Here is a 15,171-nt window from a genome sequence, read left to right on the forward strand (position 1 = left end):
CGAACGTCTCGTGCGTTCAGCCGCGGATCAGGTCCTGGAGGCCGATCACGCGCAGCAGTTCCAGCCGCTCGCGGGACTCGCTGCCCGGGCGGGCGGTGTAGACGACCAGCCGCTGATCGTGCTCCGGGCTCAGCATCACCTCGCAGTCCAGCTCCAGCAGGCCGACGACCGGATGCTGGAAGCGCTTGACGTCGGCGCGGCGTACGGCGACGTCGTGGGCGTTCCACAGCGCGGAGAACTCCTCGCTGCGGGCGCGGAGCCGGCGTACGAGCTCTGCCAGCCGGGCGTCGTCCGGGCGGCGGGCGGAGGTGGCGCGCAGATCCGCCACCGCCGTGCGGGCGGCGAGGTCACGATCCCCGGGAGGGAAGAGCTCCCGCGCGGACGGGTCGGTGAAGTAGCGCCAGATGAGGTTGCGCTCCGCCTCGGGGCGGGCGGACATGTCACCGTGAAGTGCTTTGTCCATCGAATTCTGCGCGAGGACGTCGCCGCGGTCGTTCACCACCTGGGCGGGCGTGTCGATCAGCCGGTCGAGGATGAGCAGCAGGCCGGGCCGGACGTGCTCCGTGGCCGACCGGTCCCGCGGCGGCTCCTCGCCGGCCAGGTGGAAGAGGTGGTCCCGTTCGTCGCCGGTCAGCCGCAGCGCGCGGGCGACGGCGGCGAGCATCTGGCGGGACGGGTGCGAGCCCCTGGCCTGTTCGAGCCGCGTGTAGTGGTCGGTGGACATGCTCGCCAGCTGCGCGACCTCCTCACGGCGCAGTCCCGGGGTGCGCCGCCGCGCGCCGTGCGACAGCCCCACATCGGCAGGGGTGACTCGGGCACGGCAGTGACGCAGGAAGTCGGCCAGTTCGGTTCTGTCCACACCCTTCACCATGCCCCTCACCATGCCCCGGTGCGCCGGACGTTGCCAGGGACGGCCTGTCCCGGGATAAGGGCGTCTCTCCCGCCCACGCCCGCGCCGCCGGAGGCTGGGAGCCGACGCTACGGATGACCCCGGCTGTTCGACGAAGGAAGGCATGGTTCGCATGCAGTACCGCACGCTCGGCCGCACCGGCATCAAGGTCAGCCCCTATGGGCTCGGCGCATTGATGTTCGCCACGTCCATCGGCAACCCCGATCCCGGCGACTCGGCCCGCATCATCCACAAGGCGCTGGACGCCGGGATCAACCTCATCGACACCGCCGACGCCTACGGCGACTCGGAAGAAATCGTCGGCAGGGCGCTCAAGGGACGGCGGGACAACGTCGTGCTCGCGACCAAGGTGAGCCGCCCCGTCGGTGACGATCCCAATCAGCAGGGCGCCTCGCGGCGCTGGATCATGACCGCCGTCGAGAACTCGCTGCGCCGCCTGGGGACCGACCACATCGACCTCTACCAGATCCACCGGCCGGACCCCGCCACGGACGTCGAGGAGACGCTCTCCGCGCTCTCCGACCTGATCCACAGTGGGAAGGTCCGCGCGATCGGGACGTCCGCCATGCCGGCGTCCGACATCGTCGAGGCCCAGTGGGTCGCCGAGCGGCGCGGCCTGGAGCGATTCCGCACCGAGCAGCCGCCCTACTCGCTGCTCAACCGCGGCATCGAACGCGAGGTGCTGCCGGCCGCGCAGCGCTACGGAATGGGCACGCTCGTGTGGGGCCCACTCGGGCAGGGACTGCTCACCGGACAGGTCCGCAAGGGGCGGCAGAACGAGCTCCGCCGCGCCGGCTTCCTCAAGCACGTCAACGACGAGCACCGCATCGAGGCCGTCGAACGGTTCATCTCGCTCGCCCAGGAGGCGGGTCTGCCGCTGACCCACCTCGCCATGGCCTTCGCCATCGCTCATCCCGGCGTGACCAGCGCCGTCCTCGGGCCGCGCACGATGAGCCACCTCGACGACCTGCTCGCGGGCGTCGACGTCGCTCTGACCGACGACATCCTCGACCGGATCGACGCGATCGTCCCGCCCGGCACCGACGTCGGCGTGCTCGACCAGGCGTACGTGCCGCCGGCTCTCCAGCGGACGAGCCTGCGCCGCCGCCCCCTCGGCGAACGCACGGCCGCCTGACAGCTCGGCCGCCTGACGTCTCGGCCGGGGCGTCCGGTCAGTCGAACGACAGCTCCGTCGTACGGCGGGGCATGAGCAGCAGCGCGCCGACGCTGAGCACGGCCACGACGACGAGCGCGATGAAGATGTGGTGGACGGCGTCGTACAGTGCGCCCCGCACGAAGGACGCGGCGGCCGAGTGGGCCGCCGCGCCCTGGGCGTTCAGCACCAGGCTCGTGGCGTCGAGGCTGTCGGGCAGGCGCCCCGCCGCGGAGTCGGCGAGGGAGGCGGGCGGGTGGGCGAAGCGGTCCGACAGCGTCGCGTTGGAGATGGCGCCCAGCATCGCGGCGCCGACCGTGCTGCCGATCGAGCGGGAGAACATGTTCGTCGCGGTGACCACGCCGCGGCGCTCCCAGCCGACGACCGACTGCACGGCGACCATCGTGGGGCTGGCCGACAGCCCGAGGCCGACGCCGACCACGAAGCAGACGGCGGCGACCTGCCAGATCATCGCGTTCCGGCCGAGCAGCGCGCACAGCACGGTGCCCGCCACCACCACGACGATCCCGATCAGCGCGGTGTCGCGGAATCCGATGCGCATGTAGAGGCGGCCGGAGAACGTCGCCGCGAGCGGCCAGCCGATAGTGAGCGCGGCCAGGGCGAAGCCCGCCACCAGCGCGCCGGTGCCCAGCACCCCCTGCGCGTACGTCGGGACGTACGACGTGAGCCCGATGGTGAGGGCGCCGACGCCGACGGAGACCAGGTTGCCGCCGGTCAGCGTGCGGCGGCGGAACACCCACAGCGGCAGCACCGGCTCGGCCGCGCGGCGCTCGGCGAGGACGAAGGCGGCGATCAGCAGCACTCCCGCCCCGAAGATCAGCAGGCTGGGCGCCGAGTTCCACTCCCAGGCCACGCCGCCCTCCAGCAGGCCGAGGATGAGCAGCGAGGAACCGCCGGTCAGCAGCACGGCGCCCAGGTAGTCGATCCGGTGGGAGCCGCGTTCGACCCGCTCCTCGAACCGGCGGGCGAGCACCCAGGCGGCCACCGCGCCGAGCGGCAGGTTGATGAAGAAGATCCAGCGCCAGGAGACGTACTCGGAGAAAACGCCGCCGAGCGTCGGGCCGACGACCGCCGAGATGCCCCACACGCTGGCGAGGTAGCCCTGGACCCGGGCCCGTTCCTCGACCGAGTAGAGGTCGCCGGCCATCGTGATGCTGATCGGCTGCACCGCTCCGGCGCCGATGCCCTGGATCGCCCGGAACGCGATCAGCGCGGGCATGCTCCAGGCCACCCCGCACAGCACCGACCCGAGCAGGAACGCGGCGATGCCGAAGAACATCACCGGCTTGCGCCCGAAGACGTCGGCCAGCTTGCCGTAGATGGGCACGGTGACGGCCTGGGTGAGCAGGTAGATCGAGAACAACCACGGGAACTGGGAGAACCCGCCGAGGTCGCCGACGACCGAGGGCACCGCGGTCGCGATGATCGTGCTGTCCAGCGCCACCAAGCCGGTGCACAGCATGATGGCGGCGAGGACGGGACCGCGTTCCGACCGTAGCCCGATGCCCTTCGATGTCGTCGTCGTGGTCACGAATGAGACTCCCTCAAGAACGCCCTCGGCACAGCGGTTTCGTCATGCGCAACTGTCACCGTATGGCAGAACATTCCGGGCCTGTTGACGGGCCGGGCGACATTTCGTACGTTCCGCGTAGGCCGCCCCCCGGGCGCCCCAGACCGGGAAGGGGTTGCGATGGCCACCGAGCCGAGTCCAAGCGGGGGGCCGGACATCGTGCCGGGTCCGCTCGCCACGCCGTCGCCGGAGCTCGCCCGCAGGCGCGAGTCGGGGCCGCTGGAGCCGGCGACCATGCCCAGCGGCGACCGCGTCCCGATGGTCGTCCGGTACGAGGACGTCCGCGCCCTGCTGGCCTCGCCCACATCCAGCCGCAATCTCCGCCTTCCCGGGCTGCCGCGGTTCGTGAGCGGCGTCGGCATCGACGACGACCCGGACGCGCTGGTCAACCAGGACCCGCCGGAGCACACGCGGTACCGCCGGATCATGCACGGAACCTTCACCCCGCGCCAGATCGAGCCGTGGCGGCCCCGCATCGCGAAGATCGCCGAGGATCTCCTCGACGGCCTGGGCGACGACTTCGACCTGGTCCAGGGATACGCGCTGCGGCTACCCGCCCATGTCATCTGCGAAATGCTCGGCGTGCCGATCGACGACTACGAGCAGTTCGTCCGGTGGACGGACATGTTCCTGACCACCTCCACGGCCGACGGGCAGGTGCGCCAGGAGGCCTACACCGACTTCATGGCCTACGCCGCCGAACTGGTCGCCCGGCATCGCCTCTCGCCCGGGCAGGACCTCATCGACCTGCTCATCCAGGCCAGGGACGAAGGCGACCGGCTGTCGGAGGGCGAGCTCGTCAACACCGTCTTCTCCCTGATCACGGCCGGGTACGAGACGACGGCCTCGATGATCGCCCGTGGCGTGTTCCGATTGCTGCTGCACCGGAGCCAGTGGGACGAACTGGTCGCGGACCCCGCCCTGACGGCCACCGCCGTCGAGGAGGTCCTGCGCTTCGACGGGCCGCCCGCCAACGCCTTCATGCGCCGCGTCACCGCGGACACCGACCTGCCCAGCGGCCCGCTGAGCGCGGGGACGGTCGTCATGCCGAACCTGAACGCCGCCAACCACGACCCGCGGGCGTTTCTCGAGCCCGGCCAGTTCGACATCCACCGCTTCACCGGCCACCCGCCCAACCCGCATGTGGCGTTCGGGTACGGCCCGCACCGCTGCCTGGCCGCCAGCCTCGCCAGGGTCGAGCTCACCGAGGCGTTCAGAGCCCTGGTCACCCGGCGCCCGGACCTCCGCCTGGCCACCCCGCCCGAGTCGGTGAAGTGGGCCGACGGCCTGGTCCTGCGGCCGGTCGCCCTGCACGTCACCTCGGAGGGATGAGACGGTTCCGGCGCGGCACCGATCCGTGATCAACGTCGAGTCCGCCGGTGCTACCCTCGCGAGCGTGGCGATCAGGAACTCCCACTGCTCCTTCTGCGGAGCGGCCTACGCGCCCGGCCTGCCCTGGCCGAGGACCTGCCAGGAGTGCGGCAACACCGGCTATCTCAACCCCCTGCCGGTCGCGGTCCTGGTGCTTCCGGTGGACGGTGCGCGTACGTCCGGCCTTCTCGTGGTCCGCCGGGCGGTCGAGCCGCACCGCGGCCTGCTCGCCCTCCCCGGCGGCTTCATCGACATCGGCGAGTCCTGGCAGCAGGCCGCCGTACGGGAGGTCCGCGAGGAGACGGGCGTCGTCGTCGACGCGGCCGGAGTGCGGCTGTTCGACGTGCTCAGCGCGCCCGACGGCACCGTGCTGATCTTCGGCCTCGGGCCGCGCACAGCCGCGGACGCCCTCCCGCCGGTCGTCCCCACCGCGGAGACCAGCGAGTGGCTGGTGATCGACGCCCCTCAGGAGCTGGCGTTCCCGCTCCACACGCAGGTCGTGGCCCGCTACTTCGGCCGTGAGGCTCAGCGGCCGTAGCGGTTCAGTCTTCGCGGACCCGGCCGGACTCGACGACGACCCGGCGCGTCGTGTGGACGGCCTTCAGCATGCGCCGGTCGTGGGTGACGAGCAGCAGGGTCCCCGTGTACGAGGCGAGCGCCGACTCCAGCTGCTCGATCGCGGGAAGGTCGAGATGGTTGGTGGGCTCGTCCAGGACGAGCAGGTTCACCCCTCGGGCCTGGAGGAGAGCGAGTGCCGCCCTCGTGCGCTCACCGGGTGACAGCGTGGCCGCCGGGCGCAGCACGTGGTCGGCGCGCAGGCCGAACTTGGCCAGCAGCGTGCGGACGTCGGCGGGCGGCAGGTCGACGAGCGCGCCGAACGCGTCGAGCAGCGGCTCGTCGCCTTCGAAGAGGGCGCGGGCCTGGTCGACCTCGCCGACGACCACCCCGGGGCCGAGCGTCGCCGTCCCCTCGTCCGGGGTTACCCGGCCGAGCAACACGCCGAGCAGGGTGGTCTTGCCCGAGCCGTTCGCGCCGGTGATCGCGACCCGGTCGGCCCAGTCGATCTGCAGGTCGACGGGCCCGAGCGTGAAGGCGCCACGTCGCGTGACCGCGCCGCGCAGCGTCGCGACGACGGCCCCGGAGCGGGGCGCGGCGGCGATCTCCATCCGCAGCTCCCACTCCTTGCGCGGCTCCTCGACGACCTCCAGCCGCTCGATCATCCGCTCGGTCTGCCGGGCCTTGGCCGCCTGCTTCTCCGTCGCCTCGGTGCGGAACTTCCGTCCGAGCTTGTCGCCGTCGGTGGCCTTGCGGCGCGCGTTCTTGACGCCCTTCTCCATCCAAGCGCGCTGGCCCCTGGCCCGGGCCTCCAGCGAAGACCTGGTGTCGGCGTACTCCTCGTACTGCTCGCGTGCGTGCCTGCGGGCGACCTCGCGCTCCTCCAGGTAGGCGTCGTACCCGCCGCCGTACGCGCGCACCTGCCGCTGGGCGAGATCGAGCTCGACCACCCTGTTCACCGTGCGGGCGAGGAACTCGCGGTCGTGACTGACGACCACGGTCCCGGCGCGCAGTCCCGTCACGAAGCGTTCGAGCCGGTCCAGGCCGTCGAGGTCGAGGTCGTTGGTGGGCTCGTCGAGCAGGAACACGTCGTAACGGCTGAGCAGCAGCGCGGCCAGCCCCACCCGGGCCGCCTGCCCGCCGGACAGGGACGCCATCTCCTGCTCCGTGCCGACCGTGAGCCCGAGGTCGGCCGCCACTTCGGCGGTCCGCTCCTCCAGGTCGGCGCCGCCGAGGGCGAGCCAGCGATCGAGGGCCTCGGAGTACGCGTCGCCGGGATCGCCGCCGACGAGCGCCTCGGTGGCCGCGTCGAGGGCCCGCTGTGCGGCGGCGACCCCGGTACGGCGGGCGAGGAAGGCGGCGACGGTCTCCCCGGGCCGCCGTTCGGGCTCCTGCGGCAGATGACCGACGTTGGCGGCAGGCGGGCTGAGCCGTACGCTGCCGTGCTCGGGGGCGTCGAGGCCGGCCAGCAGGCGCAGCAGCGTCGACTTGCCCGCGCCGTTCACCCCCACCAGCCCCACGACGTCCCCGGGCGCGACGACCAGATCGAGATCCGTGAACAGGACGCGGTCGCCGTGCCCGGCGGCGAGTTCCTTCGCGACAAGAGTGGCGCTCATCAGGACACCGACCCTACTGGGTGGCGAGCGAGAGCAGGCGGGTGACGGTGTTCCAGTTGCGCATGGTCGCCGGGCCGGTCGCATGCTTCTCCAGCAGCGGCGGCAGCTTGGGACGCCGCAGCCCGTCGGGGAAGTAAACGTAGAGCTCCCGCTCGCCGATCCGCATCTCCTCCGGGGCGTACGCCGCCGGCTCGATGCTCGCCAGCCCTTCCCGGTCCGGCGGCCGGGCCAGGAAGACCACGGCGAACCGCGCGGGGTCCCTGACCTCCAGGGGATTGCGCTCCACCACGCCGCGAAGCTCCTCAGCAGTACGGAGGATCACCGTTGTGGACAGGCCGAGCTCCTCCTGGAGCCCGCGCTCGATCGCGGCGGCGATCGAATCGGCGTCACCGCCGGCCGTGAACAGGGCGTTTCCACTGCGCAGGTGCGTACGCACGTCCCCGTACCCGAGGCGGTCGAGAAGCGCCCTGAGATCGGCCATCGCCACCGCGGTGGCGGGATTGACGTTGATACCGCGCAACAGCGCTACGTAACGCATCGCATCGCCTCCTTCCGGCGGGAGACTATCCCCCGATCATGTCAACAACCGTCAGGTATAAGGCCGCGACGCCGGCAGCCATCGCCCCCTTCTCCCGTCATGTCCTCGCTCGCCGGGTGGTGCGGGGGTTGCGGTAGGTGAAGGCCCAGCGGTCGGCTCCGACCTTGCGGCGGGTGTAGCGGCTGGGGTGGCGGTAGCGGTCGCGGTTGTGGAACTGGCACGCCGGTCCCAGCAGCGTGAGGTCGGTCAGCCCGCCGCTGCACCAGTCCTCGGCGTGGTCGACCTGGCACATCGTGGCCGGCAGCGGGCAGCCGTCCACCCAGCAGGTCGCATACCGCGCGAAGACCGCCCGCCGCTGCGCCGGGGTCGCCAGACGGACCTTGCGGCCCATGTCCAGCACCTGCCCACCGGCGTTCATGACGATCCGGACCAGGGTGCTGGTGCGAGCGAGCCGGTGCACCCTGGAGGCGGGCAGCAGATGCCCGGTCGCCAGGATCAGCCCCGGCAACCCCCGCAACCACACCCCCGGCGGACTGTTGCCCCCCAACCCTGGCGGAGCGTCGGCTCCCGCCCCCGCCCAGGACTCACCTCCCGGCCAGGTGTCGCTTCCAGGCCGGGCGTCGCTTCCAGGCCGGGCGTCGTTTCCCGGCCAGGTGTCGCTGCCGTGTTCCGCACCCGGCGGAGTGTCGGCTCCCGCCCTCGGCATCCCGTGCGGCACCTCACCCGGCATGAAGGCATGCCGGTAGTCCCCTGCCGTGCAGTCGTCGGCAGGGCAGTCACCGGCAGGGCGGTCCTCATCGGGGCAGCCGGACGCACGTCGGTTTCCAGTGCAGTTCCCGCCGCCACGCGGCTCGGCGTGCTCGTCGCCGTGGGCCGAGTGGGAGTGCGGCTCGGCGACGTTCGGGCTGCCCGTGGCCGAGCAATCCTTATCGAGACGCTCGTCGCCGCAGGTGGGAGCATCCACGCCAGGGTCCCGGCTGACAGGCGCGTCAGCCCAGTGCTCGTCGCCCGGCATCGGCGCATCGCTCCCGAACCGGTCACCGTCACACTCGGGTATGTCGCTTTCGGAGCGCCCGCTGTCACGCCCCGGAGCATCACCGGCGTGTGGTTCGCTGCCGGGAGCCGTCGCGGGGTCGTCGGGGAGGGATTCGGCGTTGACGAGCACCAGAAGCTCGGTGACGATCTTGCTTTCCAGGAACGCGATGAACGCGTCCGCGTTCCGCACGCTCGGGGTGCGGTCGTCGCCCTCGGCCTTCGGCTTGGCGTAGACGTCGAGCCAGTGCTGCAGCCGTGCGGCGGCTTCCACCGGGAGGTAGAACTCTCCCTCCAACCCGCCGTTCCTGCGCCGCCGCACCCGGAAGAACCGGCGGTCGAAGTCGGCCTGCTCGTCCTGCTCGTGGCCGTCGGGGTCCAGCACCGCCCGCAGATACCGCCCCGCCCTGGCCACCTCCGCCGCACCCGCCGACCCGGCCAACTGCAGCAAGATCCGCTCGGCGGTGGTGGCCTGGTCGTCGGTCAGCCCGGAGGTGGCGGTGCAGATCGCCTCCACGATCCCCTCGGGCAAGCTGCTCTCCGCGAACAGGCGGCGCACCTCGTGCAGGCGGACCAGCTCCATGCTCATCGTCAGCAACCGGCCTGCTCCCGCAGGGGTCATCCCCCCAGCGGAACGCAACCACAACTTGGTGGAGGCATGCCCATGGCTCTTCGCCTCCCCGGCCCGATGGACACGCCCGACCCGGGCAGCCAACGCGCTGGTGATGCGGTCGCGGGCCGACAGCAACTCCTCGGCCTCGGCCAGACACACCTCAGGTGCCTCGGGCACTGGAACGAGCGCCACCGCCCGAGCCGCCTCAGCAAGCGCCGCTACCGCCACCCATGACGACGACCCCGCGCCAAAAGCGCCGCCGTCAACAGCGTGGTTCGGCGCGGCGGCAGGGCGAAGATGCGAGTCTTCGGCGCCGGGCTCGGACGCAGGAGAGTCGTCCGAGGACCAGAGGGGCGGGCCGTCGATGATCCTGGCCCACCAGGGATCAGCCGGAGGACGGGGCGCTGACGCGTCGAACGTCGGAGACTCCATGCGCCCCTCCTCCCACCACTCCTGCAATTCGAACTCTTGCCCTAATTCTTTCATCACTCTCTGTATAGAACAAGCTATCGAGGTGATTACTTGGAGTCACAGCCAGTGGGGGTGCGGGTCCCATCAGGCAGACGCCGCAACGCCGGGGTGCGGCGTGTGTACGACGTCAGCCGCGGCGCTGGGTCTCTTCCAGGTAGCGCAGGACGGCTGTGACCCTCCGGTCCGCTCGGTCGGTGGGCGCCAGGTCGAGTTTGGCGAAGATGCTGCGGATGTGCTTGTGGACGGCGCCTTCGCTCACGAAGAGCCGTTCGGAGATGGCGGTGTTGCCCAGTCCCTCGGCCATCAGGGCGAGCACGTCGAACTCCCGGGCGGTCAGCCGTTCCAGCCCGCTGTCGGTGCGGGTGCGCGTGAGCAACTGCGCGACGACCTCGGGGTCTATGGCCGTGCCTCCCGCGGCCACCCGGTGCAGGGCGTCGAGGAACTGGTCGACGCGGCCGACTCTCTCCTTGAGCAGGTATCCGAGCCGGTCGGTTCCGCCGGCGAGCAGCTCGGTGGCGAACGCCTGCTCGACGTAGGCGGACAGCACGAGCACCGCAAGGCCGGGCTGACGGCGCCTGGCCTCGACCGCCGCGGTGATGCCCTCGTCGGTGTGGGTCGGAGGCATCCGGACGTCGACGATGGCCACGTCGGGCCGGTGGGCGTCGACGGCCGCCAGGAAGGAGTCCGGGGAGTCGGTCGTGGCCACGACGTCCAAGGACTCCGCGCGCAGCAGCAGCGCGACGCCTTCACGCAGCAGCGGATCGTCCTCGGCTATCACGATCCGCATGACAACTCCACTTCGAGTGCGGTCGGCCCGCCGGGCGGGCTGGTCAGGGTGAGACGGCCGTCGTGCGCCTCGACCCGGCTGCGGATGCCGGTGAGCCCGGAGCCGCGCCGTTCGTCCGCGCCGCCGACGCCGTCATCCTCGATTCGCAGGGACAACCGGTCGCCTTCACGCCGTACGGTCACCGTGGCGTGCCGGGCCCGGCTGTGCTTGGAGATGTTGGTGAGTGCCTCGGCGGTCACGAAATAGGCGGTGGCCTCGATGGAGGCGGGGCACCTGCCGAGCGCGTCGACGTCGACCCGGCAGGGCACACCGCAGTTCGCCGCGAGCCCGGCGAGCGCACCGGCGAGTCCCCGGTCGGCCAGCACAGGGGGCAGGATGCCGCGGACGACCGTACGGAGCTCGGCCAGCGCGTGCTCGGCGGTCTCCTGGGCGCGTTCGAGCATGTCCTCCGCGTCCGGCCGGTCACGGGCCAGCGCGCGGCGGGCCGCGCCGAGCATCACGGTGACCGCGACCAGCCGGTTCTGCGCCCCGTCGTGCAGCGAGCGTTCGATCCGCCGCAACTCCGCGGCGTGGGCGTCCAGTGCCGCCGCGCGAGTGGCCGACAGCTCCGCGATCCGCAGGGACAGGTCGACGTCGGCGGTGGGCGCCAGCAGCCGGCGTCCCGGCCACGCCTGCAACCGGGCCATTCCCGTCCCGAGCACCAGGAAGCAGGCGGCCATTCCCACGCCGAGGATCGCGACCGCCATGGCGCCGGCGTCGTCGATCACGTCCCAGAACACCAGGGTCGGGGTGGGATCCTCCGCGGGCAGCGCCCGCCACCACAGCGGATACGTGATGTTCTGCACGGCGTTCAGCACCATGGTCAACCCGGCCACGCCGAGGAACAGGCCCAGCGTGCCGTGCGCGAGGATCCAGCACAGCTCCCGCCGTACGGCCGGATCGGCGAGCGCGGCGCGTGCGCCGGCCGGCGCGGGCCCCAAACGGACGATCTCCGGACCCCAGCGGGACAACCGGTCACGCTCGCGCTCGGCGGCGGACCGTAGGACACGCGGCACGGTGGGCAGCAGGAGCAGGCCCACACCGATCACACAGGTCAGTCCGGCCACGACGAGCCACACCAGAGCGGCGAGCGCCAGCAGCGCCGTGCCGAGGCCGCCGACGAGATGTTCGAACGCGCCGAAGACATCACGGGCGCGTGCGGCGACACCCCTCCGATCGTTTCGCCGGGTGTCGGCCGGTTCCGCCTGGTGTGCCGCCATCATGCACCCCCTTGTGGGCCAGAGAGCTTGGAACAGGACATCCCTTCAGCTCTGCCGGGCGAGCTCCGGCACGGGTTCCTCGACCGGACGGTAGCCGAGACGGCCGCGGGTCGCGATGAGCAGCAGGATCGCCGCCGTGGTGGCCGCGAGCAGGGTGACATGGCTCGCCTGCTCGGCGGTGGCGATCGACGGGAACATCTCCCCGTACGGGAGCGACATGAAGTTGTTGACGCTCACGTGCAGCAGCATGACCAGCGGCAGGCTCTGACCGGTCCGGTTGAACATCCAGGTGACGACCACGCTGAAGGCGCAGCAGAAGGCGACGAACTCGCCGACTCTCATCATGGTGACGTCCGGCCACCCACCCCACTCGCTCAGGAACAGCGGCAGATGCCAGACGCCCCACAGCAGGCCGAGGATGGCGGTGGCGCCCAGCGGGCCGAATCTGCGCTGCATGCGGGGCAGGGCGAAGTCACGCCAGCCGGGTTCCTCGGCGAGACCGGTGGTGACCATCTGGATCAGCAGGCTGGGCAGGTAGGCGACCAGCACCGCGACGGGCGGCACGTGGATGTCCTCGCCGGAGAGCGCGAGAGAGGCGGCGATGATGGCGGCGGGGACGCCGAGGACGGCCACGAGATACCAGACCCAGCCGACCCGCCACTTGGTCATCCTCCGCAGCCACCGGCGGACGCCTTCCTTGCCGTCCGCGACCCTGGTCACGATGTACGCGGCGAAGATGGGGCCGAGATAGGCGCCGGGCAGCACCCCGGCGAGCTGCGTGCTGCCGAGTAACCGGGGGAAGGCGAAGTCCCAGACCGCCAGGCCGGTCGCCGAGAGGATGTAGGGCACCCAGGCGACCCAGCTCATCAGGTTGGCCAGGACGAAGAAGCTGATCAGCGGATGGTTGCGGATGAAGCCCCGAACCCCGCTCCGACTCGTGTACCGCTCGGCCTCCGGCCAGCTGTCGACTGCCATTTCACTCTCTCCTGTGGGAGTGCTCGACTGACAGTGATCAGCACACCAGCCGCGGGCCCTCCCGGTCGCTCCCGCGTACACCCCAATGGGGGTACAGCCAGGGGTACCAAGGAGAGAACGACCAGTTCAGAGCGTCGGCCGGGAGGCGGCGTGAGGGCCGCGGCCCTCACGCCGGACAAGTACGTTCAGATGAGCACGTGCGGCTCGGGGTTGCCGGCGAAGCAGAACTGGGCGTTGCGGGTCAGCTTGTAGTCCGCGGCCTGCCAGGTGTGGGCCGTGGCGTCGGAGCCGCGCATGTAGATGAAGTTGTAGCGGTCGGCCGAGTAGATCCGTACGCCCTCTTCCTTGCAGCGCCGTACGAGCCGGGTGTCCTCGCCCGCGTTGACCGGCTCGAACGGGAACGCGCGCAGCAGGTCGGTCCTGGCCAGGATCGTCGCTCCCTGGATCAGGTGGGCGTAGCGGTGCTCCAGCCCGGGCAGGCGGAAGATCGTGACGTTCTGGTCGGGGAAGTAGGTGTAGTGGGCGCCCTTGCCGACCATCTCGGCGTCGGCGTAGTCGAAGGAACGGACCAGGTCGGACAGGTAGTGCTCGCCGTAGATGTTGTCGTCGTCCATCTTCGAGATCAGCTCGCCGTCGGCGTGGGCGATGCCGTGGTTGAGCACCTCGCCGAGCGTCCAGGACGGGTCGGCGGTGAGCACCTTCACGGCCGGGATGCCCGCCGCGAGCGCCTTGTCGCGCACGACCGCCGGGTCCTCCGACAGGCCGTGCATGACCAGCACGAGCTCCAGGTCGCGGTGCCGCTGCCGGGCCACCTGGGTGATCGCGTGTTCGAGCTGGCCGGCCCGGTTGGTCGGCAGCACGACGGAGATCGACCGCGAGCGCGACACGACCGGCAGGCCGAGGTCGGTGAGGATCTGGTCGACCCGGTGGGAGAACAGGTGCTTGTCGAACACCTCGCGCATCGCCAGGTGTCCCTGCCGGGACCGCAGCTCCGGGCTGTTGATGAAGTAGATCGCCCGGTTGTACGCCTCCTCCTGCGAGTGCGCGACCGGGATCAGCGGGCCGAACGTCTCCTCGATGGCCCGCGACCAGCCCGACAGCACGGTGGTCGAGCAGGCCGACAGCTCGAAGACGCGCCGGGCGCACATGGTCGGGGAGTCGATCACCGAGTTCACGTTCAGGAAGACCTTGTACATCTTGTACGCGGCCAGCATCTGCTCGTACGGCAGTTCGCCGGCGATGTGGGGGCGGTACTCCTCCGGCCAGGCGTACTTGTCGGCGACCGTGCCGTTCCTGGCGAAGATGTGCAGGCCGAGCGGGCGTACGGGCGCGAGGATGGTCTCCATCTGCTCGCGCCGCTCGGGGTGCTTGTCGCGGAAGTACATGCCGGCGAAGACGACGTCGTACGGCCGGCCCTGCTTGGTCTGGATCGGGTTGTGGATCCGCGGCTGGGCGGCGAACTGCAGCACGCCGACACGGTTATGACCCAGCATCTCGCGATATTTCGGGATCATGTCGCCGTCGCACGTGTACACGTGGTCGAACAGCTTGGCCGTCTCGATGAAGAAGTCGAAGTTGGGCGGGTCCTCCTTGTTCCAGAAGACCGTGGGGATGCCCTCCTCCCGGCACCAGGCGATCAGGTCGCGCAACTCCTGCTTGGGCGCGTTGGTCCCGGTCATCTGGTAACGCCAGCGGCCCTGGTTGCCGTGCCAGGCCGACTCGCAGAACAGCATCTCCGGACGCCGCTCCGCGAAGATCTCCCGCCAGTCCTGCAGGCCGAACTCGATCTGGTCCCACTCGTACCTGAACGCCATGCGGGAGAAGTCGTCGAGGATCACCGCGACGCGCATGTCGGGCCGCACGACAGGGCCGTCGGGCCACTGGAGGGTCGGGATCTTGACCTCGGGACCCCGCGCCTCGGCCGCGGCGGCGACCTCGATCGCGGACGGCGGCGCCTTCGGCGCCTTCCTGCCGTCCTTCATCGCCTTGCTGAGGTCGCGCGGCAGCCGGACGATCTTTTTGGGCTTGGCCGCGTTCGTCAGCACCTGCGCGACCCGGTACGGCTTCTGGGTCTGGGTGGCCTGGAGCCGCCAGAGCGCGTAGTCGGCGCGGGCCTCCTGGTAGGCGAGCCGATTCTCCAGGTCGCGGATGCGCGCCTCGTACTGCTCGACGTGCTTGCGCTCCTCGGGCAGCCAGTTCACCGGCCCCAGCCGCTGGAAACGGGGCTCTTCAGGAGTCTCGTCGGTCTCAGCCATGCTTCCCCCCTCGAAGGAAGAGTCATCGTACGGCTGTCGCCGCCG

General features: G+C 71.0%; 12 protein-coding genes. 3 read left to right on the forward strand and 9 right to left on the reverse strand.

Annotated elements, in window-relative coordinates; all coding sequences use genetic code 11:
* Positions 1 to 16: 16 nt before the first annotated feature.
* Positions 17 to 859, reverse strand: a complete 843-nt coding sequence (locus tag HHX40_RS37800) for a helix-turn-helix transcriptional regulator (RefSeq protein ID WP_182881953.1) — start codon at positions 857 to 859, stop codon at positions 17 to 19.
* Between the two features lie 154 nt (positions 860 to 1,013).
* Here HHX40_RS37800 and HHX40_RS21085 point away from each other — a divergent pair, with 154 nt between their 5' ends.
* Complete coding sequence (locus HHX40_RS21085) at positions 1,014 to 2,045, forward strand: aldo/keto reductase (RefSeq protein WP_310738212.1); 1,032 nt, start codon at positions 1,014 to 1,016, stop codon at positions 2,043 to 2,045.
* Between the two features lie 37 nt (positions 2,046 to 2,082).
* Here the strand turns inward: HHX40_RS21085 and HHX40_RS21090 are convergent, their stop codons facing one another.
* On the reverse strand, positions 2,083 to 3,615 hold the full coding sequence (locus HHX40_RS21090; protein WP_220499370.1) for an MDR family MFS transporter: 1,533 nt from the start codon (positions 3,613 to 3,615) through the stop codon (positions 2,083 to 2,085).
* A 159-nt stretch (positions 3,616 to 3,774) separates the two neighbouring features.
* Between HHX40_RS21090 and HHX40_RS21095 the strand changes: the two genes are divergently transcribed.
* Both HHX40_RS21095 and HHX40_RS21100 read left to right on the forward strand, forming a co-directional pair.
* Positions 3,775 to 4,986 carry a cytochrome P450 gene (locus tag HHX40_RS21095; protein ID WP_182881954.1) on the forward strand — a complete coding sequence of 404 codons (1,212 nt, stop codon included), beginning with the start codon at positions 3,775 to 3,777 and terminating at the stop codon, positions 4,984 to 4,986.
* Between the two features lie 64 nt (positions 4,987 to 5,050).
* The gene (locus HHX40_RS21100; RefSeq protein ID WP_310738213.1) at positions 5,051 to 5,563 is read left to right on the forward strand and encodes an NUDIX domain-containing protein; all 513 of its coding nucleotides are present in this window, start codon (positions 5,051 to 5,053) and stop codon (positions 5,561 to 5,563) included.
* A 4-nt stretch (positions 5,564 to 5,567) separates the two neighbouring features.
* Here HHX40_RS21100 and HHX40_RS21105 read toward each other — a convergent pair whose 3' ends face one another.
* From HHX40_RS21105 to HHX40_RS21135, 7 genes are all read right to left on the reverse strand, one after another.
* Positions 5,568 to 7,196: an ABC-F family ATP-binding cassette domain-containing protein gene (locus tag HHX40_RS21105; RefSeq protein WP_182881955.1), complete on the reverse strand. Its 1,629-nt coding sequence runs from the start codon at positions 7,194 to 7,196 to the stop codon at positions 5,568 to 5,570.
* A gap of 13 nt (positions 7,197 to 7,209) precedes the next feature.
* The gene (locus HHX40_RS21110; RefSeq protein ID WP_182881956.1) at positions 7,210 to 7,734 is read right to left on the reverse strand and encodes a DUF1697 domain-containing protein; all 525 of its coding nucleotides are present in this window, start codon (positions 7,732 to 7,734) and stop codon (positions 7,210 to 7,212) included.
* Positions 7,735 to 7,831: 97 nt separating this feature from the next.
* On the reverse strand, positions 7,832 to 9,865 hold the full coding sequence (locus tag HHX40_RS21115; protein WP_310738214.1) for an HNH endonuclease signature motif containing protein: 2,034 nt from the start codon (positions 9,863 to 9,865) through the stop codon (positions 7,832 to 7,834).
* 112 nt (positions 9,866 to 9,977) lie between these two features.
* Positions 9,978 to 10,637: a response regulator transcription factor gene (locus tag HHX40_RS21120; protein WP_150933850.1), complete on the reverse strand. Its 660-nt coding sequence runs from the start codon at positions 10,635 to 10,637 to the stop codon at positions 9,978 to 9,980.
* On the reverse strand, positions 10,625 to 11,899 hold the full coding sequence (locus HHX40_RS21125; protein WP_182881958.1) for a sensor histidine kinase: 1,275 nt from the start codon (positions 11,897 to 11,899) through the stop codon (positions 10,625 to 10,627). The genes HHX40_RS21120 and HHX40_RS21125 overlap by 13 nt, the downstream gene beginning before the upstream one ends.
* A 42-nt stretch (positions 11,900 to 11,941) precedes the next feature.
* A complete protein-coding gene (locus tag HHX40_RS21130; protein ID WP_182881959.1) occupies positions 11,942 to 12,871 on the reverse strand; it encodes a CPBP family intramembrane glutamic endopeptidase in 930 nt (309 codons plus the stop codon).
* Positions 12,872 to 13,056: 185 nt separating this feature from the next.
* Positions 13,057 to 15,126 carry a glycosyltransferase family protein gene (locus HHX40_RS21135; RefSeq protein WP_182881960.1) on the reverse strand — a complete coding sequence of 690 codons (2,070 nt, stop codon included), beginning with the start codon at positions 15,124 to 15,126 and terminating at the stop codon, positions 13,057 to 13,059.
* Positions 15,127 to 15,171: the final 45 nt, after the last annotated feature.

The organism is Microbispora sp. H10949 (genome assembly GCF_014161435.1).
Lineage (GTDB): Bacteria > Actinomycetota > Actinomycetes > Streptosporangiales > Streptosporangiaceae > Microbispora > Microbispora triticiradicis.

Coding starts and splice junctions, on each gene's coding strand:
- HHX40_RS21085 (WP_310738212.1), top strand. CDS start 1,014: ATGGTTCGCATGCAGTACCGCACGCTCGGCCGCACCGGCATCAAGGTC.
- HHX40_RS21095 (WP_182881954.1), top strand. CDS start 3,775: ATGGCCACCGAGCCGAGTCCAAGCGGGGGGCCGGACATCGTGCCGGGT.
- HHX40_RS21105 (WP_182881955.1), bottom strand. CDS start 7,196: ATGAGCGCCACTCTTGTCGCGAAGGAACTCGCCGCCGGGCACGGCGAC.
- HHX40_RS21110 (WP_182881956.1), bottom strand. CDS start 7,734: ATGCGTTACGTAGCGCTGTTGCGCGGTATCAACGTCAATCCCGCCACC.
- HHX40_RS21115 (WP_310738214.1), bottom strand. CDS start 9,865: ATGAAAGAATTAGGGCAAGAGTTCGAATTGCAGGAGTGGTGGGAGGAG.
- HHX40_RS21120 (WP_150933850.1), bottom strand. CDS start 10,637: ATGCGGATCGTGATAGCCGAGGACGATCCGCTGCTGCGTGAAGGCGTC.
- HHX40_RS21125 (WP_182881958.1), bottom strand. CDS start 11,899: ATGATGGCGGCACACCAGGCGGAACCGGCCGACACCCGGCGAAACGAT.
- HHX40_RS21130 (WP_182881959.1), bottom strand. CDS start 12,871: ATGGCAGTCGACAGCTGGCCGGAGGCCGAGCGGTACACGAGTCGGAGC.
- HHX40_RS21135 (WP_182881960.1), bottom strand. CDS start 15,126: ATGGCTGAGACCGACGAGACTCCTGAAGAGCCCCGTTTCCAGCGGCTG.